Origin of the sequence: Pseudomonas sp. 43NM1, assembly GCF_002836905.1 — a bacterium.
GTDB classification, from domain to species: Bacteria; Pseudomonadota; Gammaproteobacteria; order Pseudomonadales; family Pseudomonadaceae; genus Aquipseudomonas; species Aquipseudomonas prosekii.
This window is the reverse complement of sequence record NZ_MKGS01000170.1, coordinates 1-23553: the sequence shown is the minus strand read 5'-3', so window position 1 is coordinate 23553 and position 23553 is coordinate 1. Positions and strand designations below refer to the sequence as shown.

The window sequence follows — 23553 nt, the reverse complement described above, 5'->3', positions numbered from 1 at the left end:
TCTTCGTGCGACAATCGCCAACCATTCGCGATCACCCGCCAGGAGGCAGCCATGCCCTACCGTCCCAACCCGCGCCGTCCGTTGCCGATTCGCCTGAGTGCCGTGCAACTGAGCGGCAGCATTGCCTTGGGAATCTGGCTGGGTTTTCTGGCCATCGCGCTGACCTGTTGGCTGGCCTCGCGCTGGCTCTTTCCCGAGCAATTGGCGCCCGTGGCCCAAGCCGTGCAGCAACTGGCCAAGCCGCCAGCGGTGGTGCAACCGGAGGCTGAAACGCCGATGTTCGAGCAATATCAGCAGAACCTGCGCCAGAACGAGCTGCAGCAAAATCTTGATCAGGCGCGCAGCAATACGCGCAATCTGTCGAACCCCAAATGCCAGTTCTGGCTGCAACAGGACCGCAACGCGCCGAACGAAAAAAGTCGCGCCAACGTCCAGCAATTCTGCGATTGATCATGAACAAGCCTTTCGTCCACCAATTGATTCTCGACAAGCTGCGGATCGATCTCGACATCGCGGAACGCGCGGCGCAAACCGCGTACGAAACCGCGACCCACGAAGAAAACATCGCCGAAAACAAATACGACACGCTCGGTCTGGAGGCGTCGTACCTCGCCGCCGGGCAAGCGAAACGGGTCGAGGAAATCCGTCATTCACTCAATCTGTGTCAGAACCTGATCTTGCGTGCGTATGACGATCAGCGCGGTATCGAAGTCGGCGCCCTGCTGGGTCTCGAAGACGACAAGGGACGCGAGCAATGGCTGTTCCTCGCCCCTGACGCGGCGGGTTTGAAGGTCGATGTGGTCGGGCAACTGGTGACCGTCATCACCCCGCGCTCGCCGCTGGGCAAAAGCCTGCTGGGCAAGTTTGAAGGTGATGAGGTGGAGATTCTGGTGGCGGGCGCTCGGCAACAGTTTGCTGTTACCGAGGTGATCTGAAGCTGTTCAGTGGCCTGGCAGTTTAGTGGGCTGGCCGCTTAGTGAACCGGCAGTTCGACGCCGTCGAACAGTTCTTCCAGTTCCTGTTTGTTGTGGCACTGAATGGCTTTGGCCATGACTTCGCGGGTCAGGTGCGGCGCAAACTTCTCGATGAAGTCGCACATGAAACCACGCAGGAATGTGCCACGACGGAAGCCGATTTTGGTCACGCTGGATTCGAACAGGTCGCTGGCATCGAGCATTACCAGGTCGCTGTCGAGTTTGGCGTCCACCGCCATTTTCGCGACGATGCCCACGCCCAGACCCAGGCGCACGTAAGTCTTGATCACGTCGGCGTCGGCAGCGGTGAACACCACTTTCGGCGTCAGGCCACGGTGGCTGAAGGCTTCATCGAGTTTCGAACGGCCGGTGAAACCGAACACGTAGGTCACGATCGGGTATTCGGCCAGTGCTTCCAGCGTCAACTTCGGCAGTTTGGTCAGCGGGTGGCCCTGCGGCACGACTACGCAACGGTTCCAGCGATAGCACGGCATCATCACCAGATCACCGAACAGTTCCAGCGCTTCGGTGGCGATGGCGAAATCGACGGTGCCGTCCGCAGCCATTTCGGCGATTTGCATCGGCGAACCCTGGTGCATGTGCAGGGCAACGTCGGGGTATTGTTTGATGAAATTGCTGATCACTGGCGGCAGCGCGTAACGCGCCTGAGTGTGCGTGGTGGCGATCGACAGTGTGCCTTTCTTCTCGTTGGAGAATTCCTGGGCGATCTGCTTGATGCTTTCAACTTTGCGCAGGATCTCGCCGGCGGTGGTGATGATGCGCTCGCCGGCCGGGGTGACGCGGGTCAGGTGCTTGCCGCTGCGGGCGAAAACTTCGACGCCCAATTCGTCTTCCAGCAAACGGATCTGCTTACTGATGCCCGGCTGCGAGGTGTAGAGACTCTGGGCGGTAGCGGAAACGTTGAGGTCGTGGTGCGCCACTTCCCAGATGTAGCGCAATTGTTGAAGCTTCATATGAATCCCTCAAAGCAGGTAGACGCCACGGGCATCAGCGACGGTATATAACTATATTAATGGTTTGAATAATAAATCTAGAACTTTTTTATCAAAACGCCATTATTGGTGTTCTAGCGGTCACCCTGACGCCGACGTTCCACAAGCGGCACCAGATAGACCGGCACCCTCGACAGTTGCACCACCCGCGCGGCCGTGCGGCCCAACGGAGTTTCCGCGCTGGCGCGATGGCTGTGACTTCCTACGATCAGCAAATCCACCGAGAGTTTCTGCGCCTGGTCGAGAATCACCTGCGCCGGATCGCCCTGCACCACCCGCACCGCTTGAATCCGTTCAAGGTCCTGCTCGCCCTCATCCCCCAGCTCTTCACGAAAACTGTCGAGCACCCGCCGCTCGATATTGGCGATCACCGTGCTCAGGCCCTGACTGTGAAATTCGTTCAGCGCCTGCTCATCCAGATAACTTTGCAGCACCGACTCGGCGAACAGCCCCATGGGTTCCACGGCGTGCACCACATACAAGTCGGCATTGAATGTTCGCGCCATCGCCAAGGCATGCTGCATCACCAAAGGTGCGTACAGGCCGAGGTCGGTGGCATACAGCATGGAACGAATCATATGACCTCCTTGCGTGCCGACATGGCGGAGATTGATTCAGCTTAGCAGTGCCTTGCCGAGTACGACGGGCCGCGTAACACCTTGACGCGAGGGCTTAAACTTTTTGCTCGTTGCTTATGCCATGTGGCACATGTCCGGTGGCGACTACTTCGCGCGCCAGCTCGCAATGACCGGCCTGATCGTCGAAAAACACGTCGGCGGCGAAGGCTTCGAGGAACGCCGCTTTGGTCAGGCCGCCGAGAAACAGCGATTCATCGAGACGAATATCCCATTCGCGCAACGTGCGGATCACCCGCTCATGGGCCGGGGCCGAACGGGCAGTGACCAGCGCCGTGCGGATCGGACAGGATTCGTCGGGGAATTCGCGTTGCAACAGATTCAGCGCCGCCAGAAAACCTTTGAACGGGCCGCCGCGCAGTGGCTCGCGCGCCGATTCGCGCTCGCTGGCCTGGAACGCTTCCAGCCCGCCGGACTGATAAACCCGCTCCGATTCATCGGAAAACAGCACTGCGTCGCCATCAAAAGCGATGCGCAATTCGTCACTCGCGGCGCGGCTGGCACCGCCCGAGAGAATGGTCGCGGCAGCGAAACCGGCGTCCAGCGCACTGCGCACATCTTCGGCGTGCGTCGAGAGAAACAGGTCGCAACCAAATGCCTTGAGGTACGGATAAGGACTGCGCCCACCGACAAACGCCGCGCGGGAAATCGCCAGGCCGTAATGATGAATCGAATTGAAAACGCGTAAGCCGGTGTCGGCGCTGTTGCGCGAGACCAGCACCACTTCGACCCGGGCCCGGCCAAGACTGGCGTTCAGTTTCAGCAGTTTTTCCACCAGCGGAAAGGCATCACCCGGCGCGAGAATTTCGTCTTCGTGTTCAATCTGGTACTGCCGATAGGCTTCGACACCGCTCGACAAATAGACCTTGTGGCTCTCACTCAAGTCGAACAGCGCGCGCGAAGAAATCGCCAGCACCAACTTGTCATCGATCTCTTTTGCCATGCCTGTTCCCCTGCCCTTTCCTTTAATGTCGCTGCATCGACTCAGACGTTACGTCGATCGATAAAAACCAGCGCCCAGTGCAGCGCTTCGATCAGTGGCAATTCACAGCCCGCCGCTTTTGCCGCCGCGAGCGGTCGGGCGTAAATCGCTTCCAATTCCAGCGGCCGTTTGTGCAGCAAATCGTGGTGCATGCTCGGCCAATAGTCGGGCATTTTTTCGGTCATGCTGAACAAGAAGTCGGCGTAACCGGGCGCGATGTCGTGGCCACAGGCCTTGGCGCCCTGCACCACTTCGGCCATCAGCGCCTGGATCAGCGCGCGGCTGTCGGCATCTGACATCAGCGGCGCGGTGCTGGCGCCGAGTAACACTGACAGACCGTTATAAGGAATGTTCCAGACCAGTTTCTGCCAGCGCGCCTGATGCAGATTGGGCATCGCTTGCGAGTCGATGCCGGCGCTGCGAAACAGTCCGGCGCCCTCCTCGACGATGGCCATGCGCGTTGCCTCATCGTGCGCCGGGCCGCTGTGGTAGCCGACGTTCACCGCGCCGAGGGCTTGGTGAGTGATGACGCCGGGGCCTTCACGGTGAACGCAGATCAGGCACAGCCCGCCAAGCAAGTGCAGCGAATCGGGCAACACCTCGCGCAGACTGTCCTCGACGTCCAGGCCGTTTTGCAGCAACAGGACTTTGGCGCCCGGCGCGGCCGCTTTGGCGATGACCGGCGCGAGACCGGAACTGGTGCTCTTCGCCGCCACCAGCAACCAGTCGCACGGCGGCATGTCTTCGGCGGCTGAATAAGCCTGGACCGGGTTCAGGCTCAGCGCGCCATGCACCGCGCTATTGACCTGCAAGCCTTGCGCGGCGACCGCGGAAAATTCACTGCGAAGCAAAAAGTGCACGTCGAACCCGGCGCGCGCCAGCATCAATCCATAGAAACCGCCGATGGCGCCGGTCCCGATAATGCCGATTCTTGGCTTGGCAACTGCTTGCATCATGGCAATTCCTCTGCAATTCGATTCAACGCCTGCGCCAGCGCTTCATTCAGTTCGGCGGCGGTCAGGCGCGACTGTAGCGCGCCAAAAAATTCACCGTCGCGCACCACAAACAGCGCCGGCAATTGAAACACCTCATAACGCTCGACCAACCCGCCATTGTCGGCGGCGTCGATCCAGCACAGCCGATCGATCGGCAGTTGCAACCTCGGCAATTGCTCGCGCGCATAGCGGCAACTGGCGCAGCCGACACTGGTGAAAATCACCAGCGAAACACCGCTCATCGCCAGCAGCCGTTGGTCGGCGTCGAAATCGGTCAGTTGCATTTCGACCACTATACTGGGGGAAACAATGTCAAATGGGCGACACAGGGAGTCCGTGTTCATGGGACGTTTTCTTCCTCATCCTGTCGATGTGCCCGTGGAGCTGACGCTACTCAAACATGAGTGCATTTCACGGCAACGGCTGCACACTATCAGCCTCGGCGGCATGGCTTGCAATTACCACCGCGCGTGGCGTCATGGCACCGCGCTGGAAGTGCGCATGCCGACCTTGAATCCCGACTTGCGTTATCTGGGCTATGTGGCGTGGTGCCTGCGGCGCAAACGCGGCTATCTGGTGGGCATCGCGTTTGTCGATGAGCAGATGCTGTTCAGCGCGCGAATGGGCGAGCAGGTGTGCCAGATCGAACGTTACTGCCGGCTGCATGAAGCCAACGAAGACTTGCAGGATATTCAGGCGCGCGCGCTCGAATGGGTGCAGGAGCACGCCGACGAGTTCTCCCATGACACGGTTCGCAGGGCTTTTGCTCAGTCTGTGCTGGATTAAACCGGCGTTTGCCCATTGTCTAGCCACGGTGTAACGCGCTAAGGTTCCGCTCCCCGACGCGCTTAATTTGCTGTGCTCCGCCGCGCGGGTTCGCTGGCGGATGGCACCCGTGACCTGACGAGTAAACGATGGCTGATTTACCGATCAACGACCTAAACGTCGCTTCCAACGAAACCCTGATCACTCCGGATCAGCTCAAGCGTGATATCCCTTTGAGCGACGCTGCCCTGCGCACCGTGACCAAGGGCCGCGAAGTCATTCGCAACATTCTTGATGGCACCGACCACCGTCTGTTTGTGGTGATCGGGCCTTGCTCGATCCACGACATCAAGGCTGCCCACGAATACGCCGAGCGCCTGAAGACTTTGGCTGCCGAAGTCTCGGATACGCTGTATCTGGTCATGCGCGTGTATTTCGAGAAGCCACGTACCACCGTCGGCTGGAAAGGTCTGATCAACGATCCGTACCTCGACGACTCGTTCAAGATTCAGGATGGTTTGCACATCGGTCGCCAGTTGTTGCTGGACCTGGCCGAGATGGGCTTGCCAACCGCCACCGAAGCGCTGGACCCGATCTCCCCGCAATATCTGCAGGATTTGATCAGTTGGTCGGCGATCGGCGCGCGCACCACCGAATCGCAGACTCACCGTGAAATGGCTTCGGGCCTGTCCTCGGCGGTCGGCTTCAAGAACGGCACCGACGGCGGCCTGACGGTAGCGATCAACGCGCTGCAATCGGTGTCGAGCCCGCACCGTTTCCTCGGCATCAACCAGGAAGGTGGCGTGTCGATCGTCACCACCAAGGGCAATGCCTACGGTCACGTGGTCTTGCGCGGCGGCAACGGCAAGCCGAACTACGATTCGGTCAGCGTCGCGCTCTGCGAGCAAGCGCTGAACAAAGCCAAGATCAAGCCGAACATCATGGTCGATTGCAGCCACGCCAACTCCAACAAGGACCCGGCCCTGCAACCGCTGGTGATGGAGAACGTTGCCAACCAGATCCTCGAAGGCAACCAGTCGATCATCGGCCTGATGGTCGAAAGCCACTTGAACTGGGGCTGCCAGGCGATCCCGAAAGACCTCGCCGATCTGCAATACGGCGTGTCGATCACCGATGCCTGCATCGATTGGGCCGCCACCGAAAACACCTTGCGCAGCATGCATGCCAAGCTCAAGGATGTGCTGCCGAAACGTGATCGCGGCTGATCAACGTCTTCTGGCACGAGAAATAGGGCACAAAAAAAACGCCGGGCTGAAAACCCGGCGTTTTTTTATGTCTCGCGTTTACTGGCTCAGTTTCGCCGCGTGCCGCTGGTGGCGTTCCATGTAGCGCTCGACGTAGGAGCACGATGGAATCACCGTGTAGCCCATTTCTTCGGCGTACTGCAGCGCCTGCTCGGTCAATGCCGCCGCAATGCCACGGCCACGCAATGCGTTGGGCACGAAGGTGCGGTAAATATCCAGGGTCTGTTTCCCCAGATCCATATAGGTCAGGTAGGCACGATGACCGTCCACATTGGTCTCGAACTGATGACCAGCCTGGTCATGGTGGATGGACAACGCCTCGCTCATCACTACTCCTCGCGGGTCTTGAATTCTGACCCCTACCTTACCGATGTTTTTCCGGCGAAGGAACATCTACGCCACCCTGTGCCTGAATGGACACCGAGAAGAGCCGCACCGATCTCGCGCTACCTGGGCACTATCAAATAGTAGGCACCATTGGCGAAAATGCTCAAGGTGCGCTCGTCTTGACGTGGGGTGGCGGGTGCTGCTCCGGGTGATGCAGGGACGGCTCGAGCGGGGATCTTCCCGGGTTCAAGCCTGAACATTGCCGGATATTGAGACTTAAGACGAGCCACCGTTGTTAAAGTCACCTCAACATGCAGAAAGATATGTGAGGTGCTACGCAAAATCCGAACAGAAGTGTAGACGAAAGCATCTAGTCAGACTTTAACAACGAATTGAAATCAGCCTTTGCGCTCAGGGAACTTTTTGCCCGCAGCTCGCTCATCTCGGGGCTTGCAGCTGGATATTTTTTATACAGCGCAGTTAAAAGTTGCTCGAAAAAGAATCAACGCCTACAATTTTTTTGCTTCTTGCTTTACGTCAGTTTACTTACGACAAGTAATGGGTAGTATGTACGCCGGCTATTTCCTCACTCTGAGGAGACAGCTACTTAATAGAAAGTCCTTGAAGGGGAACACGATGAACAACGTTCTGAAATTCTCTGCGCTGGCTCTGGCCGCAGTTCTGGCTACCGGTTGCAGCAGCGTATCGAAAGAAACCGAAGCACGTCTGACCGCTACTGAAGACGCAGCTGCTCGCTCCCAAGCTCGTGCAGACGAAGCTTACCGTAAAGCTGATGAAGCTCTGGCTGCTGCTCAAAAAGCACAACAGACTGCTGACGAAGCTAACGAGCGTGCTCTGCGCATGCTGGACAAAGCTAGCCGCAAGTAATAATCCTTCGGGGTTGTTATCAAGCCGACCCATTTTTGGGTCGGCTTTTTTTATGCCCGGAATTTATCCCCGGCGATAAAAAACCCGCCGACGCGGCCAGCGTCGGCGGGTTGATTGTCTTCGTGCTGCGCAGGTTTTACTGCAGTTCGACCGGCGCGCTCGACACCATCGGAGCAGCGCCATTCGGCACGGCGATCTCGACGGGCAGGCCGTCTTCGGCAGCCACCACGTCACGCACCACATCCCAGTTCATGCGCAAGTTGTTGGTGATGTCTTCACGCTTGAGCATCGCGTTGATCACCGCGGTGTGCTTGTCGACCACCGACGGGTTGCCGTTGTCGTCGAGCGGGGTGTGCGCTTCGAGGTAAACCTTGCCGCCGCTGACGCCAAACTTGTACGGGTCGTTGATGATCCGCACCGACGTACCGACCGGCACCATGCCGGCCATTTCCAGCACGTTGTTGTTGAACATGCGGAAGCAGCCGTGACTGGTGCGCATGCCAATGCCGAACTTCTTGTTCGAACCGTGAATCAGGTAGCCCGGCGTGCCGAGGTTGAACTTGAACGGGCCCAGCGGGTTGTCAGGACCGGCCGGCACCACATTCGGCAACGGGTCGCCGTCGGCCAAGTGCTCAGCCTTGATCGAGGCTGGAGGGGTCCAGGTCGGGTTCGGTGTTTTTGCAGTGATGGTGGTGTGGGCAATCGGCGAACCCCAGCCCTCACGACCGATCCCCAACGGGAAGGTGTAAACCACGTCCCGGCCTTTCGGGAAGTAGTAGAGGCGGTATTCAGCGAGGTTGATGACGATGCCTTCGCGCGGGCCCGGCGGCAGGATGAAGCGGGTCGGCAGGACGATTTCGGTGCCGGCGCCCGGCAACCAGGCATCGACGCCCGGGTTGGCCGCGACCATTTCCGAATAGCCGAGGTCGTAGGTAGTGCCAAGGTCGGCGAAGGTGTCTTCGTATTTGGCCTTGATCACCTGCACCTGACCGATGATGTCTTCACCGGGCGGTGGCAGAGGCAACTCTAATGCTGAAACCGGACCGGCCACACACAGGGCGGCAAGGGTCAGGCAGCGGGTGACAGCAGGAAAGCGCGGCAACATCCGGAAAATCCTTCGCGTGGTCGACTTGGGGTAAAAAACGGATTGTACACTGGCCTCCCGGAATTCGGGGAGCCCGGCGGCGTGGCAGGCGATGCATGACGTTTTTTCGGCTTGCGCGAGTGAAGCCCGCACCCACAGAAACCCTGTGGCAAGCGAGCCACTGTGGCGAGGGGGCTTGCCCCGGTTCGACTGCGAAGCAGTCGTAATCCGAACACGACATTACTGACCAAGAGTCGCGGCGACTGTTTTTGAGGGGCGCTTCGCACCCCGACGGGGGCAAGCCCCCTCGCCACAGGGGTGGGGTGAAACTTTAAGGTTGGATAGACGATTACAGCTCGAAACGCAGCTCAGGCCAGATCGGCGAGGTGCCGCGCTTCTGCGATTCGAGGATCGCCCGGCACAGCGAGCACAGCCGCTGATCCTGAAACACTCGGCGATCCACGCTCGACCAGCGCGGTTGCGCCGGCAGCAGGCTGCCGCACAACGTCCGATCTGCCGAGCCGCCGAGTTCCAGCTGACGCGTCACCAGATGCACCCGCACTTCCTGGCAGGCGAACAGATCCAGCTGTTCGTCAGGCTCGATCAGTTGGTAGGCAAAAAGGGACCAGGCAGGACGCGGCATCGGGGGCTCCAAATCGGGGGCGCCACCTTAGCCGAAACACCGTCACTAGAAAAGCGTCAAAGCAGCGGTTTCAGCGTCGGCCAGACATTTTCCAGCAACTTGTCCTGAGCCGCCGCAGCCGGGTGCAGGCCATCGGCTTGCATCAGGTCCGGGTGACCGCCGACGCCGTCGAGGAAAAACGGGACGAGGGGGATTTTTTTCTCCTCCGCCAGCGTGCCGTAGACCTGCGCGAACTGCTCGGTGTAGCGTTTGCCATAGTTGGGCGGCAATTGCATGCCCAGCAGCAGGACTTTGGCGCCGCTGGCCCGAGAGCTGTCGATCATCGCCGCAAGGTTTTGTTGCAATTGCGTTGGAAGCATCCCGCGCAAGCCATCGTTGCCCCCCAATTCGAGGATGACCAGCTCCGGTTTATGCTCTGCAAGCAGCGCCGGCAGGCGTGCCTGGCCTCCGGCACTGGTGTCGCCGCTGATCGAGGCATTGATCACTTTATCGTCGAAACCTTCGCGCTTGAGCCGTTGCTCAAGCAGCGATACCCACCCCAAGCGGGTATCCAGTCCGAAACCGGCGCTGATACTATCGCCAACGATCAGGACTGTACCCGCCGCTGCGTTCTGGGCCATGCACATCAAGGCCAGGCCAGCACTCAAAAACCACACTCGCATCGGATTCTCCATGGGCGCAAGCATTCTCACCGCGAAGAACCTCAGCAAAGTGGTTCCCAGCGCGGAAGGTGAACTGACTATCCTGCACGAACTCAGCCTGGAACTGAACAAGGGCGACAGTTTGGCCATCGTCGGCGCCTCCGGTTCCGGTAAATCCACCCTTCTCGGCTTGCTCGCCGGCCTCGACCTGCCGAGCAGTGGCGAAGTCACGCTGGCCGGGCAGGCGCTGAGCAATCTCGATGAAGACCAACGCGCGCGCATTCGTGCCGAACACGTCGGGTTTGTGTTTCAGTCGTTCCAGTTGCTCGACAGCCTGAATGCGCTGGAAAACGTGATGCTGCCGCTGGAGCTCGATGGCCGCAAAGACGCCCGGCAACGCGCCACGCAATTGCTCGAACGCGTCGGCCTCGGCCAGCGCCTGACCCATTCGCCACGCCAACTCTCCGGCGGCGAACAGCAACGCGTGGCGATCGCCCGGGCATTTGCCGCCGAACCCGACGTGTTGTTCGCCGACGAACCGACCGGCAACCTCGACAGCCACACCGGCGAGCGCATCAGCGATCTGTTGTTCGAATTGAACAAGGAACGCGGCACGACGCTGGTGCTGGTCACTCACGACGAACGCCTGGCACATCGTTGCCGGCGCCTGATCCGCCTTGAAGCCGGCCTGCTGGTCGCCCCTCTGGAGCCTTGATGGCACGCCTGCCGCTATTGCGCCTGTTCAGCCTCGCCATCCGCCAACTGCTGCGCGACGCCCGCGCCGGTGAGCTGCGGGTATTGTTCTTTGCATTGCTGGTAGCCGTGGCGGCGAGTACCGCCATCGGTTATTTCGGCGCGCGCCTGAATGGCGCGATGCTGCTGCGCGCCACCGAATTTCTCGGCGCCGACCTGCTGCTCGAAGGCAGCTCGCCAGCGCGACCGGAGCAAATCCGCAGCGGCACCGAGCTGGGCTTGGAACATGCTCAGGTGGTGGAGTTTTCCAGCGTCATCGCCACCGACAACGGCATTCAACTGTCGAGCATCAAAGCTGCCGACGACGTTTATCCCCTGCGTGGCGAACTGAAAAGCGCCCCGGCGCCCTTCGCTGCCGAAGAATCCGGCGGCGGGCCGAAATCCGGCGAAGCCTGGGTCGAGGCGCGACTGCTGACGGCGCTGGACCTGAAGATCGGCGACAGCATCGACGTCGGCATGAAAACCTTGAAACTGGCGCGTGTGCTGACTTACGAGCCCGACCGCGCCGGCAATTTCTACAGCCTGACCCCACGCGTATTGATCAACCTCAGCGACCTCACGGCGACTGGCGTGGTGCAACCCGGAAGCCGGGTCAGCTACCGCGAGCTCTGGCGCGGCAAAGCTGAGGCGCTGGAAACCTATCGGCAACTGGTCAAACCCGGCCTCGCCCCCAACCAACGCCTGCAGGATGCCCGCGACGGCAACCGACAGATCGGTGGCGCGTTGGGCAAAGCCGAACGCTATTTGAACATGGCCAGTCTGGTCGCGGTGTTGTTGTCCGGCGTCGCGGTTGCGCTGTCGGCAACGCGCTTCGCCACCCGTCGTTTCGACGCCAGCGCCCTGCTGCGATGCCTGGGTTTGTCACGCCGGGAAACCATGGTGCTGTTCAGTTTGCAGTTGACCGTGCTGGGTCTGCTCGCGAGTCTCAGCGGCGCCCTGATCGGTTGGCTGGCGCAACTCGGGCTGTTCGCCTTATTGCACGACTTGCTGCCAACCGACGTGCCACCGGGCGGCTTGCTGCCGGCGGTAGCCGGGATCGGCACCGGGCTGGTGGCACTCGCCGGTTTTGCCCTGCCGCCGCTGGCCGCACTCGGCCGGGTGCCACCATTACGTGTATTGCGCCGCGACATGTTGCCGATTCCATCCAGCACCTGGATGGTCTACGGCGCAGCACTCGGCGCACTCGGCTTGATCATGTGGCGCCTGAGTCTGGATCTGGTGCTGACTTTTGCCCTGCTCGGCGGTGGCGTAGTCGCTGCTGTGGTCCTCGGCGGGTTGCTGCTGTTGCTATTGAAAAGCCTGCGCCGGATGTTGGCCCGCGCTTCGCTGCCGTGGCGCCTGGGCCTGGGCCAATTGCTGCGCCATCCACTGGCGGCGGCTGGCCAAGCGCTGGCGTTTGGTTTGATTCTGCTGTCGATGGCGTTGATCGCCCTGCTCCGTGGCGAGCTGCTCGATACTTGGCAGAACCAGTTACCGAAAAACGCCCCGAATTATTTTGCGTTGAACATCCTGCCGGCGGAGAAGCAAGCCTTTACCGATCGCCTGGTCGAATTGTCGGCGCAGTCGGCGCCGCTGTATCCGGTGGTTCCCGGTCGCTTGATCAGCATCAACGGCGAAGCGGTGCAGGACATCGTCAGCAAGGATTCGGCCGGTGACCGGGCGATCCAGCGTGACTTGAGCCTGACCTGGGCGGCGGACCTGCCGGCGGGCAACAAGCTCACTTCGGGCAGCTGGTGGAGCGAACAGACGCCGGACGAGGTTCCGGGAGTGTCGGTCGAAGGCAAAGTCGCCGAGAGCCTGAAACTCAAACTCGGCGATCACATGGTGTTCACCGTTGGCGGGGTCAATCGCGAAGCGAAAGTTACCAGCCTGCGCGACATCAACTGGGACAATTTCCAGCCGAACTTCTTCATGATCTTCCAGCCCGGCACCTTGAAGGACTTGCCCGCGACGTACCTCACCAGTTTCTATCTGGCGGCCGGTCACGATCAGCAGATTGTCGACCTGTCCCGGGCGTTCCCGGCAGTCACCATTTTGCAGGTGGAAGCTTTGCTGGAGCAGCTGCGCAGCATCCTCGCGCAAGTCACGCTGGCGGTGGAATACGTGTTGTTGTTCGTCTTGGCGGCGGGGATGGCGGTGCTGTTCTCCGGTTTGCAGGCCACCCTGGATGAGCGGATTCGCCAAGGCGCGTTGCTGCGAGCCTTGGGCGCTGAACGCAAACTGCTGGTCAAGGCGCGGCGGATCGAGTTCGGCCTGCTCGGCGCGGTCAGTGGTTTGCTCGCGGCGATCGGTTCGGAAGTGGTGAGTCTGGTGCTTTACCGCTACGCCTTCGACCTGCCGTGGCAGCCGCATCCGTGGCTGCTGGTGTTGCCGTTGATTGGCGCAGTGCTGATCGGTGGCGCCGGTGTGTTCGGCACGCGCCGCGCGCTGAACGCCAGCCCCCTGACAGTCTTGCGCGAGGGCTGACAGGTTCTGGCACGCAGCCCAAAAGTCGGCATGAACCGGCACCGCGCTTCACCTTGAAAAGTGCAGCGCGGAGGCCCGCCGAATTGTTTGCTACGAGCTATTTGACGTATGTCACCTGGTTGATCCACCAGAGAATTTCTCCGGTGGGCGTCTGCACAACCGCCTCATCACCTTCCTGCTTCTTCAACAGTGCGCGCGCCATCGGTGAATCAATCGAAATGTAATCGTTGCGACCATAGATCTCGTCATATCCAACGATTCTGAATTTCTTGATCTCGCCTGCCTCGTTTTCAACCTCCACCCAAGCGCCAAAAAACACATGCCCCTCTTGTTCCGGAGAGTAGTGAACAACCCGAACGTCTTCGAGACGCTTGCGCAGATACCTCACCCGACGGTCAATTTCTCGCAGAAGTTTTTTGTTGTATTGATAGTCGGCATTCTCGCTTCGATCGCCTAAAGACGCCGCCCACGTAACCTTTCTGGTGGTATCAGGGCGTTTTTCTCTCCACAGGTAATCCAGCTCTTGCTTCAGGGCTTCATGGCCCTCAACGGTAATGATGTTCGTACTCACAAATGCCCCGCCTCTCAATCATTCACTGGCGAGCAGCGCTCTGCCGCGTGCAACCAGCCTATGGACGTAGCAATACACGGCGCCGTCGTCTCTATCCAGATAATTATTCTTCGCTCGATAGTTTCCGTACAAGAGGCGCCCCGCCTAGCCGCTCCGTGCACAGGTTGCCTGGATAGTCATTTCGAAACCCAATCCTTGAACACGCTCGTCCAGCGCTTTGACAACAAACGCCCAGCGCAGGGTGAGGTTGATATTCGCTTTACCGAATATTCGCCAAAACGTATATTCGGTTTTTCGTATGCGTCTGGGTCAACCACAGGCCTTGCTATCAAGTGCTTCAGCGATTGCGGTCCGCCAAACGCGCCATGAGATCCACAAGCGCATCAAGCTCTCTATTTGGTTTGAGACCGAACATCAGGAGGACCCGTGACAGAGCCCATGAACCCCACCACCTTGTTCAAGTGCCTGGCAGACGACACCCGCGCCAAAATTACGCTGCTCGTCGTCAGTGAAGGCGAGCTCTGCGTGTGCGAGCTGACGGCGGCACTCGACCTGAGTCAGCCAAAGATTTCACGTCATTTGGCACTGCTGCGCTCTTCCGGTTTGCTGATGGATCGTCGCCAGGGCCAGTGGGTTTACTACCGACTGAATCCCGATATGCCGGCGTGGGTGACCGCGGTGTTGAAAGACGTCGTAGACGCCAATCAGCAGTGGCTGGAAACCGAGACGAAACGCCTGTGCTGCATGAACGACCGTCCTGTCAATCAGGCGATGTGCAGCTGATTCACGTCCGAACCGGGTTAATCAAAGGCTGATTGCCAGCCTGCGCGCCCCGGCATTGCGCCTCAATTTCTGAATCAGGGAATCTGCTGATGAAAGTCTTGTTCATGTGCACCCACAACAGCTGCCGCAGCATTCTGTCCGAAGCGCTGTTCAACCACTTGGCGCCTGACGGCGTAGAAGCGGTCAGCTCGGGAAGTTTTCCCAGTGGTCGAGTAAACCAGCGCGCATTACAAACGCTGGAAGCGGCGGGCGTTTCCACCACGGGGTTGAGCAGCAAGGCGTCGGACGCGTTTGCAGGCTCGCCTCCGGACATTGTCATTACCGTCTGTGATCGGGCTGCAGGTGAAGCATGCCCGATCTTTTTCGGGCCAGCCTTGAAGGCGCATTGGGGCCTGGCCGATCCGTCGGCAGTCACCGGTTCAGACGCCGAGATCAGCGCAGCGTTTGAAGCCACCCTCGGCAAGATTCGCGAACGCGCGAGCGCCTTTTTTGCGCTACCGCTGGAGAACATGAGCGCCGACCGGCTCAAAACTGAACTGGACCGGATCGGTTCGCTTTAAAGATCAACCGAGGCGGCGCCCTGCCCCGGCGCCGCCGCAGGAGTTTATATGCACGACACATTGCCCAACGTACACGCCGACCTGATCGACCATCCTTCGCTGGAGCAACTGGAGCCGCGCACGCCGTCACTCCATAAGCCACGCATTCTGCTGCTGTATGGCTCGACGCGAGAACGCTCTTTCAGCCGCTTAGTGACTCAGGAAGCCGCCCGCCTGCTGGAAGAGTTTGGCGCCGAAAGCAAGATCTTCGACCCCTCGGGTTTGCCGCTGCCGGACGATGCGCCGCAGACCCATCCCAAAGTTGCGGAGTTGCGCGAACTCATGCTCTGGTCTGAAGGCCAGGTGTGGTGTTCCCCTGAGCGCCATGGCGCCATGAGCGCAGTGTTCAAGGCCCAGATCGACTGGGTTCCGCTGGCGATGGGTGCTGTACGACCCACGCAAGGAAAGACCCTGGCCGTGATGCAAGTGTGCGGCGGTTCGCAGTCTTTCAACGTGGTCAACCAACTGCGGATACTGGGTCGGTGGATGCGCATGTTCACCATCCCGAACCAATCGTCGGTGGCCAAGGCGTTCACTGAATTCGATGACGCCGGCCGGATGAAGCCGTCCGCCTACTACGACCGACTGGTAGACGTGATGGAAGAACTGGTGAAGTTCACACTGCTGCTGCGCGATCGTCAGGACTATCTGGTTGATCGTTACTCCGAGCGAAAAGAGTCCGCCGAAGAATTGTCCCTGCGTGTCAACCAGCGCTCGATTTAACCGCACATTTTTGGTCCTGCATTTGAATCACTGCAGGATTGGGAGGTCATCTGCAAGGAAGGCTGATTTGAGCAAACCGATAGCGGTACGAAGTCCGAGTAAAAGTCGGCCTGGGACCGGGATTAACTGCTCGATTGGCCATCAATGAGCCAGGCGTGAATGGCTCCAAAACGAAAATGGCGTTAGCATTCCGTCCATTCGGCTTAAACAGCCTGTTTTTCAGATCAGGGTCGCATTGTGGAAAAGCTAAAACGCCTCCAAAGTGGAATAGAAGGGCTCGACGCTCTGCTCAAAGGAGGGCTGGTCGCGGGCGCTTCGTACATAATTCAGGGGCGCCCGGGGTCTGGCAAAACGATCCTCGCGAACCAGCTCGGGTTCCATCATGCGAACAATGGCGGCCGGGTTCTGGTCGCCACGCTGCTGGCCGAGTCACACGACCGTCTTTTCCAGTTTCTTTCGACCCTGAGCTTTTTCGACTCGTCCAAAGTCGGCGCCGAAATTCAGTTTGTCAGCGCATTCGACACGCTGGAAAACGAAGGTCTGGATGAGGTTGTGAAACTGCTTCGGCGCGAGATCAGCCGCCAGAAAGCCACAGTCATGGTGGTCGACGGTTTGCTCAATGCGCGCTCCAAAGCCGATTCGCACATCGACACCAAGAAATTCATTTCAGAGTTGCAGGGCCACGCCGCGTTCGCGGGTTGCACAGTGCTGTTTCTCACCAGCTCGCGCCTCGACGACGGCAGCCCTGAGCACACCATGGTTGATGGTGTCATCGAGATGGGCGAAGAGCTCTATGGCACGCGCTCGGTCCGGCGCATCCAATTGCGCAAGACTCGTGGCAGCGGCGCAATGACCGGTCTTCATGAGTGTGAAATTACCGATCAGGGCTTGGTCGTTTACCCACGCCTGGAAAGTCTCTACAGCCACCCCTCCGCCCCCGACAGCTCCGACTTGACGCGTATTCCCAGTGGCATTGGCTCGCTTGACGGCATTTTGGGTGGCGGCCTGCACAGTTCCAGTGTGACGCTGGTGATCGGCCCGTCAGGGATTGGCAAAACCACGCTGGGCCTCAAATTCCTCGCCGAATCGACGGTGGAAGCTCCGGGCCTGCATTTTGGTTTCTACGAAAGTCCGCAACGGTTACGGCTCAAAGGCCTGTCCTTGGGCATCGATATCAAAGGCATGGAGGACAGCGGCGCACTGACCATCGCCTTGCAGCCGACGACTGAAGGATTGCTCGACGGACTCGGCGCACGGCTGCTGAGTATCGTTGAAGAAAAGGGCATCAAGCGCCTGTTCATCGACAGTCTCAGCGGTATGACGCGAGTGTCGACCAATCCGGCGCGCATTACTGATTTCTTCAGCGCGTTGATGAACGAGTTGCGATCCCGCGGTGTGACCGTATTTGCCTCCTGGGAAATGCGCGATTTGTTTGGCTCTGAGGTCACCGCACCCAACTCTGACCTGTCGAGCATCGTCGATAACCTGATGTTGATGCGCTTCTCCGAGAATCACTCTGAACTAAGCAGGACGCTGTCCATTCTTAAAGTACGAGATAGTTCTTATGACCCCTCGCGATTTGAGATTGTCATTGAAGATCACGATGTTTTCCTGAAAAAGGCTTCAAGACATGAGCCACCAGTCCCTACTGAGACATCTGCGGGTTCAAATTCTTAAGCTTTTGCGTGGGTTGAATTAACATGACCACCATCCTGGTCGTCGACGACGAGTACTTGATCGCTGATATTCTCTGCTTCGCGCTGGAGGATGAAGGGTTCATGGTGGTGACCGCCAGCAATGGCCGAAAAGGACTTGAGGTGCTGGACAGAGAAAGGCCAGCCTTGATCATCACCGACTTTATGATGCCGGTCATGGATGGCCTGGAATTCGCCACTGCCGTGCGAGCCCAGCCCTCAGTCAATCATCTGCCAATCATCTTGATGAGCGGCGCTCAGGCACATATCGGCATGCAGCGCTCGGATTTGTTTGATGTTGTATTGGCGAAGCCCTTCAACATCGACCTGATCATTGCCGAGGTTAAAAAGCTCCTCGGCGCAGATTAGTCGTCAGCGCCGAGTAATCAGCCCTTGGCGGGCAACGCGGGTCAGTTGCTTGATCATTTCCGGCGCGTCGTCGAGGCTCGGCGACTGAATCACCGCCAAATCGAAACTGTCGCTGGCAAAGCGCGCCAGCGATTCGCCGTCTTCAACAAACTGGATCAGAAACGCGGCAGGTCCGCCGCTGCGCCGTGGCCAGCCGTCGAGATAACGCAGAAGCGTCGGCTGATGTTTGCCGCCAAGCAGGATTTTTGGATTGCGCTGGGTGAGATGTGCCGTGATCGGCGCGGGGCGTACAACGGGGCTTAGTGCATTCATGGGTCGTGTCTCTGCCTCAAAAGTCTGCATGGCAGGTGAGAGGCAACACCGAACCAGCGCTTTAGCGGTATTTCGAAGCCGTGACGCAAGCTTCTATCGGCAACTGAATGAGTCACCTGGCGCCCCGCAAGTAGCTGTTTAAATCGGCGCATGAGCGGCATCGTAGAGAAACTGACCGAGCAGTGTCAAGAATGACGCCAAACAAAAAAGGCCCGCACAATGCGGGCCTTTTCGTTGAGCCAGAGCGGTCAGCCGGCGATTGCGCGGTCTGCCGAAAGCTTGCCGGCGCCTTCGATCAGCACGGCAATGCTGCCACCGAGCAGAGCCAGGGCGAACTCGTAACCGTTGTTGGCCATGAACAGGCCGTTGCTGATGTGCACGGTGAAGATCGCCACCAGCGACAGGAAGGTAAGGCCGAGTGCCGCAGGACGTACCAGCAAACCGATGATCAACGCCAGGCCAGCGAAGAACTCGGTGCCACCGGCGAGGATCGCCATCAGGTGGCCCGGCGCCAGGCCAAGGCTTTCCATGTACTGCGCGGTGCCGGCGAGGCCGTAGCCACCGAACCAGCCGAAGAGTTTCTGCGAACCGTGGGCAGCGAAGATGATGCCGACGAAGATCCGCAGAACAGTCAGGCCGTAGCCAGCGCGGGTAAACAGAACCTTGTTGATCAGAGTGCTCATGCTGTGTCATCCATTGTGAGTGTGTGTTGGTTGGCCGCTATATTAATCGGTAAATCGAATGTTAAAAGCGCAAATATTCCGCCATAACAATCAGTTTAGTCGATCATTTCCGTGAGGCGACTTTTTGCCCTTGAGGCTCCAACGATTCCCGCTCCCGATCGAACGCCAAGTAATACTTGTTCACGCTATTAACATAGCTGACGGCGCCCATTCCCACCTGCTCCATGGCAATGCGTTCGACCTGAAAGAACCACTGATTGGGGTTCAAGCCGCGCCGCCGAGCCTCGGCGCGCATGCCCTGCACGCGCTCCGGCCCCATGTTGTAAGCCGCGAGCACGAACGCCATGCGTTCGCGCTCGTTGAGTTTGGGGCTGGAAAAGAATTTGCGCCGGATCATCGCCAGGTACTTGGCCCCGGCCTGCACATTGGCGTCGAGGTTCTGAATATTGTTCACGCCGACCCGCTGCGCCGCCGACGGGGTGATCTGCATCAAACCGGTCGGGCCGCTGCCACTGCGCGCCTCGGGTTTCAGCGCCGATTCCTTGAACGCCAGCGCCGCGAGGTTGAGCCAGTCCATGCCTTGCGCATCGGCGTGTTTCTGCAGCACCGGGCGAAGTTTTTCCAGGCGCTGGCGGTCAGCCTTGGCCAATGGATAGTGGACTTGATAGAGCCGACGATAGATCCGCGTGAACGCCACGTCCTGATCCGAGGGCATTTTATAGGTGACCAGGAAGCGGTCGATGCTCGCGCGCAGCATCGATGCATCGCGGCGCACGAACCAGTATTCCTCGCCCGGCTCGCTGATCTGCACCTGCCGGTCGAGGCGCAGTTTCGGCAGGATCTTGCCCCAGCGCTCGGCAATCGGCTGCTCGACGATGGTCAGGTGAAAAATCCCGCCCTGAACCATTTCCAGCACGTCCTCGACCGCCAGGCTCGGGTCGACCCACTCGACCTTCACCGGCGCCAGTTTGTGCAGCGCGAGTTTCTGATTGATCTGACTGACCGCATCGCCAGCGGCGCTGCCAGTCGGCAATGCCAGGGTTTTGCCGGAGAGTTGCTCCAGACGTGTATATCGGCGCTCGCCTTTGATGCCGACCAGAATCAGCGGCACGTTACTGGCAATCGGCGCACTGGAACTGACCGCATGGCCCGCTTGCGCGTCGAGCAATTCGCCGGGCGCGACCAGATCGCCCTCGCCACGCTGCAACGCGCCGAGCAGTTGATCCTTGGCTTTGGGAATAATTTTGAGGGTGATTTCCTGGCCATCGCGCGCGTGGCCATTGAGGTATTGCTCGAAAGCGCGCAGCCGATGATATTCGACGCCGATGGCCTGGCCCTGGACTTCGCCGGAGCTGTTGCGGCTCTGATTGACCAGCACTTTGAGCACGCGACTGCTGCGGATTTCCGCGAGGTCACGGACCTTGCTCGCCGGCACGGCTTGCAGCGGGCCAGCCAAACGCGCGAGCGCCTGCATCGGCAGCAGCAACGAACAACACAGCAGTAGCAAAACCGAGGGACGTATCATCCACTCTCCGGAAAGAATACTGGTTGAGCTCATGAGGTTTCATGAGATCTAACGACAGAAACAGAGCGCCTGCAGCGCTGGCCACGTACCGAAGATCGGCGCAATGATGGCATTTTCACCATCACAACCTGTCTTGCGGCATCAAGAGACAGCCTCAACTTGTTGTAGTTCTTGGTTTTTCTTATAAATCTACAGCTCTGATATGCTTTCCGGCCTTTGGTCCGAGGTAGCACCATGCAACTCATCGATATCGGCGTCAACCTGACCAACCCCAGTTTCGACGACAAACACCAAGCTGTACTCGATCGCGCCTACGCTGCGGGGGTCTGCCAATTGGTGCTCACCGGCACCAGCGTCGACGGCAGCGAGCAGGCACTGGAGCTGTGCCGTCGACTGGACGAGAGCGGCCAACAGCTGTTCGCCACCGCGGGCATTCACCCGCACAGCGCCAGTGACTGGAACGCCGACAGCGAGCAGCGCCTGCGCGGTTTGCTCAAGGAAGCGCATGTGGTCGCGGTGGGCGAATGCGGACTGGATTTCAATCGCGACTTCTCGCCGCGTCCGCAGCAGGAAAAAGTCCTCGAAGCGCATCTGGCGATGGCCGTCGACCTGCAATTGCCGGTGTTCCTGCATGAGCGCGATGCGAGCCAGCGCTTGCTGGAAATTCTCCGTGATTACCGCGACCAATTGCCGGCCGCCGTGGTGCATTGCTTCACGGGCGAGAAAAAAGCGCTGTTCAGCTACCTCGACCTCGACTTGCACATCGGCATAACCGGCTGGATTTGCGACGAGCGCCGCGGCACGCATCTGCATCCGCTGGTGAAGGAGATCAAGCGTGGGCGCTTGATGCTGGAGAGCGATGCGCCGTATCTGCTGCCGCGCAGCCTGCGGCCGAAACCGAAGAATGGGCGCAATGAGCCGGCTTATCTGACCGAAGTGCTGCGCGAAGTGGCGTTGCATCGTGAAGAGAGCGAGGAAGATCTGGCGGCGCATACCACGGCGTGCGCACGAGCGTTCTTCCGGCTCCCCGCAATTCCCCAATAACCCGAAATCCCCATGTAGGAGTGAGCCTGCTCGCGATAGCGTCCGCACATCAAACATTGATGTGACTGAGCATCCGCTTTCGCGAGCAGGCTCACTCCTACAGGGGAATGCGGCAGTTGTTGACCTGCATCAAATCCATGCCACCTGCATAGCGGCACAATGCTGGCACCTTGCCAATGCTGTTTCCGCTATCAGAGAAAACCTCCTATGGGTGCCTGGCTTAGCAACATCTCGCTGAAATATAAATTCTGGGCGGTCAATGCGGTCGCCTTCGTTACCACGCTGTTGTTGGTGTTGTACGCCGTTCAGCTCGAACAACAGGCGCGCAGCCACGCCTCTCAAGTGTCCGCGCAAGCGCAGGCGCGACTGCTTGGTGCCTGGCCCGCCGGGCAGCCGCTGCCCAAGGTGGATAACGTGCTGATCTTCAGTCGCGGCCAGGCGCCGCGCCTCAACGGGCAACCGCTGCTGGAACTGACCGACACCGCCAACGGCTGGGCCGCCATCAATCCAATGCCACTGTTCGGCGACAACCCGTTGCTGGGCGCCGAAGTGCTCAGCCGCGCCGACGGCCAGCAAGTCGCGGTCATCGCTTACGGCCCGAGCCTCAGCCAAGTGTTCGGCGAGCGCTTCGTCAATTACGCGATGGCGGTGGCGATCCTGATGCTGGCGATGCTGGGCGCCTCGCAATTGCTCATTCGCTTCCTGCTCAGCCAGCTCAACACCTTAAAAGACGTGATGCTGCACGTCGAGAAAACCGGCGACCTGGCGGCCCGTGTGCCGCTGGCCGGCAAGGATGAAGTCGGGCAGATGGCCAATGCGTTCAATGCGATGCAGGCCGGTTATCAGCGCGTGGTCAACACCGTCGCCAACACCGCGCGGCAACTGGACGTCGGCGCGGCGCGGCTGGCGTCGAGCATGAATGAAGTGCGCCACGGCATGCTCGGCCAGCAAAGCGAAACCGATCAAGCCGCGACCGCCATCAACGAAATGACTGCCACGGTGTACCACATCGCCCAGCACGCCGGCGCCACCCGCGACCTGTCGCAAAGCGCCGATACCCTGGCCGGCAGCGGTCAGGAGGTGGTCAGTCGCGTACAGAAATCGATTGCCGGGTTGTCCAGCGGCGTGCAGCAGACCGCCGAGATGATTCAGCGTCTGGCCGAGGACAGTCAGAAGATCAACGGCGTGGTCGGGGTGATTCACAGCATCGCCGAGCAGACCAACCTGTTGGCGCTGAATGCCGCCATCGAAGCGGCGCGCGCCGGGGAAATGGGTCGCGGGTTTGCGGTGGTTGCCGATGAAGTGCGCAACCTCGCCAAACGCGTGCAGACCTCCACCGACGAGATCACGCTGATGGTGTCCGCGTTGCAAGCAGGCACCCGCGATGCCGTGGATTTCATGCAGGAAAGCTCGTTCAAGGCTGACGATTGCGTGCAGCAGGCGCAGGAAGCCGGGGCAGCGCTGGCGCAAATCACCAGCGCCGTGGCGCAGATGCGCGAAAGCAACACGCAGATCGCCGTGGCGGCCGAGCAGCAAAGTCATGTCGCCGAGGAAATGAATCGTTCGGTGGTGAGCATTCGCGACGTCACCGAAAACACCGTGCAGCAGACCGTGGATTCGGCGAATACCAGTAACGAGTTGGCGACGTTGGCCGGGGAATTGAGCAAGGCGATTGGGCAGTTGAAGCTCTGAAAGCCTCATCGCGAGCAAGCTCGCTCCCACACAGGATATGTGAACGCCGCAAATCCCCTGTGGGAGCGAGCTTGCTCGCGATGGCGCCCGCTCAGCCAACATCGTTTTGCCCCATCGACCCTATCAC

Annotated in this window: 27 protein-coding genes; 14 read left to right on the top strand and 13 right to left on the bottom strand. The window is 59.6% G+C overall.

Annotation, left to right across the window (positions count from 1 at the left end):
• Positions 1-51: 51 nt before the first annotated feature.
• Together BI292_RS21310 and BI292_RS21305 are read left to right on the top strand one after the other, a co-directional pair.
• A complete protein-coding gene (locus BI292_RS21310; protein ID WP_092279535.1) occupies positions 52-450 on the top strand; it encodes a hypothetical protein in 399 nt (132 codons plus the stop codon).
• Between the two features lie 2 nt (positions 451-452).
• Entirely contained in the window at positions 453-935 is a 483-nt protein-coding gene (locus tag BI292_RS21305; protein WP_101209063.1) for a GreA/GreB family elongation factor, read from the top strand.
• A gap of 38 nt (positions 936-973) precedes the next feature.
• On the opposite strand, the gene cysB is transcribed toward BI292_RS21305, so the two are convergent.
• The 5 genes from cysB to BI292_RS21280 form a co-directional block, all read right to left on the bottom strand.
• Positions 974-1948, bottom strand: a complete 975-nt coding sequence (cysB, locus tag BI292_RS21300; protein ID WP_092279531.1) for an HTH-type transcriptional regulator CysB — start codon at positions 1946-1948, stop codon at positions 974-976.
• Positions 1949-2061: 113 nt separating this feature from the next.
• Entirely contained in the window at positions 2062-2565 is a 504-nt protein-coding gene (locus tag BI292_RS21295; protein ID WP_092279528.1) for a universal stress protein, read from the bottom strand.
• A gap of 94 nt (positions 2566-2659) precedes the next feature.
• Complete coding sequence (locus BI292_RS21290) at positions 2660-3565, bottom strand: 5'-nucleotidase (protein WP_092279526.1); 906 nt, start codon at positions 3563-3565, stop codon at positions 2660-2662.
• Between the two features lie 41 nt (positions 3566-3606).
• A complete protein-coding gene (locus tag BI292_RS21285) occupies positions 3607-4560 on the bottom strand; it encodes a putative 2-dehydropantoate 2-reductase (protein ID WP_101209062.1) in 954 nt (317 codons plus the stop codon).
• Positions 4557-4943 (bottom strand): co-chaperone YbbN, encoded by a 387-nt coding sequence (locus BI292_RS21280; protein ID WP_101209061.1) that lies wholly within the window; start codon positions 4941-4943, stop codon positions 4557-4559. Before BI292_RS21280 ends, BI292_RS21285 begins: the two co-directional genes overlap by 4 nt.
• Between BI292_RS21280 and BI292_RS21275 the strand changes: the two genes are divergently transcribed.
• Both BI292_RS21275 and BI292_RS21270 read left to right on the top strand, forming a co-directional pair.
• The gene (locus tag BI292_RS21275; protein ID WP_092279520.1) at positions 4942-5385 is read left to right on the top strand and encodes a PilZ domain-containing protein; all 444 of its coding nucleotides are present in this window, start codon (positions 4942-4944) and stop codon (positions 5383-5385) included. The two genes, BI292_RS21280 and BI292_RS21275, sit on opposite strands and share 2 nt — an antisense overlap.
• 128 nt (positions 5386-5513) lie before the next feature.
• Positions 5514-6590 (top strand): 3-deoxy-7-phosphoheptulonate synthase, encoded by a 1077-nt coding sequence (locus BI292_RS21270; RefSeq protein WP_092279518.1) that lies wholly within the window; start codon positions 5514-5516, stop codon positions 6588-6590.
• A gap of 78 nt (positions 6591-6668) precedes the next feature.
• On the opposite strand, the gene BI292_RS21265 is transcribed toward BI292_RS21270, so the two are convergent.
• Positions 6669-6956 (bottom strand): GNAT family N-acetyltransferase, encoded by a 288-nt coding sequence (locus BI292_RS21265; protein WP_020800382.1) that lies wholly within the window; start codon positions 6954-6956, stop codon positions 6669-6671.
• Between the two features lie 636 nt (positions 6957-7592).
• On the opposite strand from BI292_RS21265, the gene oprI reads away from it, so the two are divergent.
• A complete protein-coding gene (gene oprI, locus BI292_RS21260) occupies positions 7593-7844 on the top strand; it encodes an outer membrane lipoprotei OprI (protein WP_002553018.1) in 252 nt (83 codons plus the stop codon).
• A 136-nt stretch (positions 7845-7980) separates the two neighbouring features.
• Here the strand turns inward: oprI and BI292_RS21255 are convergent, their stop codons facing one another.
• From BI292_RS21255 to BI292_RS21245, 3 genes are all read right to left on the bottom strand, one after another.
• Positions 7981-8949 (bottom strand): L,D-transpeptidase family protein, encoded by a 969-nt coding sequence (locus tag BI292_RS21255; RefSeq protein WP_092279516.1) that lies wholly within the window; start codon positions 8947-8949, stop codon positions 7981-7983.
• 328 nt (positions 8950-9277) lie between these two features.
• Positions 9278-9571 carry a hypothetical protein gene (locus tag BI292_RS21250; RefSeq protein WP_003226812.1) on the bottom strand — a complete coding sequence of 98 codons (294 nt, stop codon included), beginning with the start codon at positions 9569-9571 and terminating at the stop codon, positions 9278-9280.
• Between the two features lie 56 nt (positions 9572-9627).
• On the bottom strand, positions 9628-10233 hold the full coding sequence (locus BI292_RS21245; protein WP_101209060.1) for an arylesterase: 606 nt from the start codon (positions 10231-10233) through the stop codon (positions 9628-9630).
• Positions 10234-10243: 10 nt separating this feature from the next.
• Here BI292_RS21245 and BI292_RS21240 point away from each other — a divergent pair, with 10 nt between their 5' ends.
• Together BI292_RS21240 and BI292_RS21235 are read left to right on the top strand one after the other, a co-directional pair.
• A complete protein-coding gene (locus BI292_RS21240; protein WP_092279511.1) occupies positions 10244-10927 on the top strand; it encodes an ABC transporter ATP-binding protein in 684 nt (227 codons plus the stop codon).
• Positions 10927-13431 (top strand): ABC transporter permease, encoded by a 2505-nt coding sequence (locus BI292_RS21235; protein WP_101209059.1) that lies wholly within the window; start codon positions 10927-10929, stop codon positions 13429-13431. The genes BI292_RS21240 and BI292_RS21235 overlap by 1 nt, the downstream gene beginning before the upstream one ends.
• Positions 13432-13528: 97 nt before the next feature.
• On the opposite strand, the gene greB is transcribed toward BI292_RS21235, so the two are convergent.
• A complete protein-coding gene (gene greB / locus BI292_RS21230) occupies positions 13529-14002 on the bottom strand; it encodes a transcription elongation factor GreB (protein ID WP_092279507.1) in 474 nt (157 codons plus the stop codon).
• Between the two features lie 426 nt (positions 14003-14428).
• Here greB and BI292_RS21225 point away from each other — a divergent pair, with 426 nt between their 5' ends.
• The 5 genes from BI292_RS21225 (at position 14429) to BI292_RS21205 (ending at position 18170) form a co-directional block, all read left to right on the top strand.
• Positions 14429-14785: a metalloregulator ArsR/SmtB family transcription factor gene (locus tag BI292_RS21225; RefSeq protein ID WP_101209058.1), complete on the top strand. Its 357-nt coding sequence runs from the start codon at positions 14429-14431 to the stop codon at positions 14783-14785.
• An 89-nt stretch (positions 14786-14874) separates the two neighbouring features.
• On the top strand, positions 14875-15345 hold the full coding sequence (locus tag BI292_RS21220; RefSeq protein ID WP_101209057.1) for an arsenate reductase ArsC: 471 nt from the start codon (positions 14875-14877) through the stop codon (positions 15343-15345).
• Positions 15346-15393: 48 nt separating this feature from the next.
• Entirely contained in the window at positions 15394-16107 is a 714-nt protein-coding gene (gene arsH / locus BI292_RS21215; protein WP_101209056.1) for an arsenical resistance protein ArsH, read from the top strand.
• 237 nt (positions 16108-16344) lie between these two features.
• A complete protein-coding gene (locus BI292_RS21210; protein ID WP_101209055.1) occupies positions 16345-17784 on the top strand; it encodes an ATPase domain-containing protein in 1440 nt (479 codons plus the stop codon).
• A 23-nt stretch (positions 17785-17807) separates the two neighbouring features.
• Positions 17808-18170, top strand: coding sequence for a response regulator (locus tag BI292_RS21205; protein ID WP_092279497.1), 363 nt, complete (start codon positions 17808-17810; stop codon positions 18168-18170).
• A gap of 3 nt (positions 18171-18173) precedes the next feature.
• Here BI292_RS21205 and BI292_RS21200 read toward each other — a convergent pair whose 3' ends face one another.
• The 3 genes from BI292_RS21200 to BI292_RS21190 form a co-directional block, all read right to left on the bottom strand.
• Entirely contained in the window at positions 18174-18482 is a 309-nt protein-coding gene (locus BI292_RS21200; RefSeq protein WP_101209054.1) for a hypothetical protein, read from the bottom strand.
• A gap of 248 nt (positions 18483-18730) precedes the next feature.
• On the bottom strand, positions 18731-19165 hold the full coding sequence (locus tag BI292_RS21195) for a DoxX family protein (RefSeq protein ID WP_101209053.1): 435 nt from the start codon (positions 19163-19165) through the stop codon (positions 18731-18733).
• 103 nt (positions 19166-19268) lie between these two features.
• Entirely contained in the window at positions 19269-20690 is a 1422-nt protein-coding gene (locus BI292_RS21190) for a transglycosylase SLT domain-containing protein (RefSeq protein WP_101209052.1), read from the bottom strand.
• A 234-nt stretch (positions 20691-20924) separates the two neighbouring features.
• Between BI292_RS21190 and BI292_RS21185 the strand changes: the two genes are divergently transcribed.
• Together BI292_RS21185 and BI292_RS21180 are read left to right on the top strand one after the other, a co-directional pair.
• The gene (locus BI292_RS21185; protein WP_101209051.1) at positions 20925-21734 is read left to right on the top strand and encodes a TatD family hydrolase; all 810 of its coding nucleotides are present in this window, start codon (positions 20925-20927) and stop codon (positions 21732-21734) included.
• Positions 21735-21941: 207 nt separating this feature from the next.
• On the top strand, positions 21942-23426 hold the full coding sequence (locus BI292_RS21180) for a methyl-accepting chemotaxis protein (RefSeq protein ID WP_101209050.1): 1485 nt from the start codon (positions 21942-21944) through the stop codon (positions 23424-23426).
• Positions 23427-23553 lie beyond the last annotated feature (127 nt).